The 725-nt window shown below is 28.0% G+C and carries 1 protein-coding gene; it reads right to left on the reverse strand.

What is annotated here, in order from left to right; all coding sequences use genetic code 11:
- On the reverse strand, positions 1-725 hold a 725-nt coding region (locus ACVCXO_RS09205; RefSeq protein WP_452229300.1), incomplete at both ends, for a hypothetical protein.

Genomic DNA, 725 nt, shown 5'->3' on the forward strand with positions numbered 1-725 from the left:
GGTTTGTAATCTATCAATTGTTCATTTACATGCATGCTTGCTTTTAAAAGTTTTCCTTTAAAATCGACTAAAGATAATTTGTAGTTTGAATTCTGTTTTAATAAAAGACTATCAAAAACAAAGGTGTTGTTTGGTTTTAGTTTAGATACTAAAACAATATTATTTTCTTGTGAAGTTAGCATTACCTTGGCATTTTGGGGGTTTGCTTCTTTTAATATAACAGAGCCTCTAATTCTTGTTCCTACTTCTGCTTTCCTGGTTTTTATGTTGTTATTCGGTAGATTTACAAAATTGTTTTTACTTTTTGTTTGTATGTACGTATCCAATTTACTGTGGTTAAAATCTTCAGAAAAGTACTTTGTGATATTTCCTGTTTTATCTTGTAAATAAGGCGTTACTAAATAATCGGTTACAATATTATATTGGTTTTGATACATTAAAGAGTTTTCTGGTAAGACCGAAATACTAACATTGGTATTTGTATATATGTTTTTAAGATTCAATGTAATAGATGTAGAATCTTTTGTGCTAGAAATTTTTGTGGCTTCTAATTCAATTAATTTTTTATTAGTACTGAACACATTACGTTCTGCAATTGGTTGATTCCTACTATTAAATAGCGTAATTGTATTTACGCCATTAAAAAGATCGTTTTTTAAAAGCTTTAAATTATAGCTATAATATGCTTCGCTTATCGTTACCGGAATGGCAGATAATACATATCC

Source organism: Lacinutrix sp. MEBiC02404, assembly GCF_053601575.1.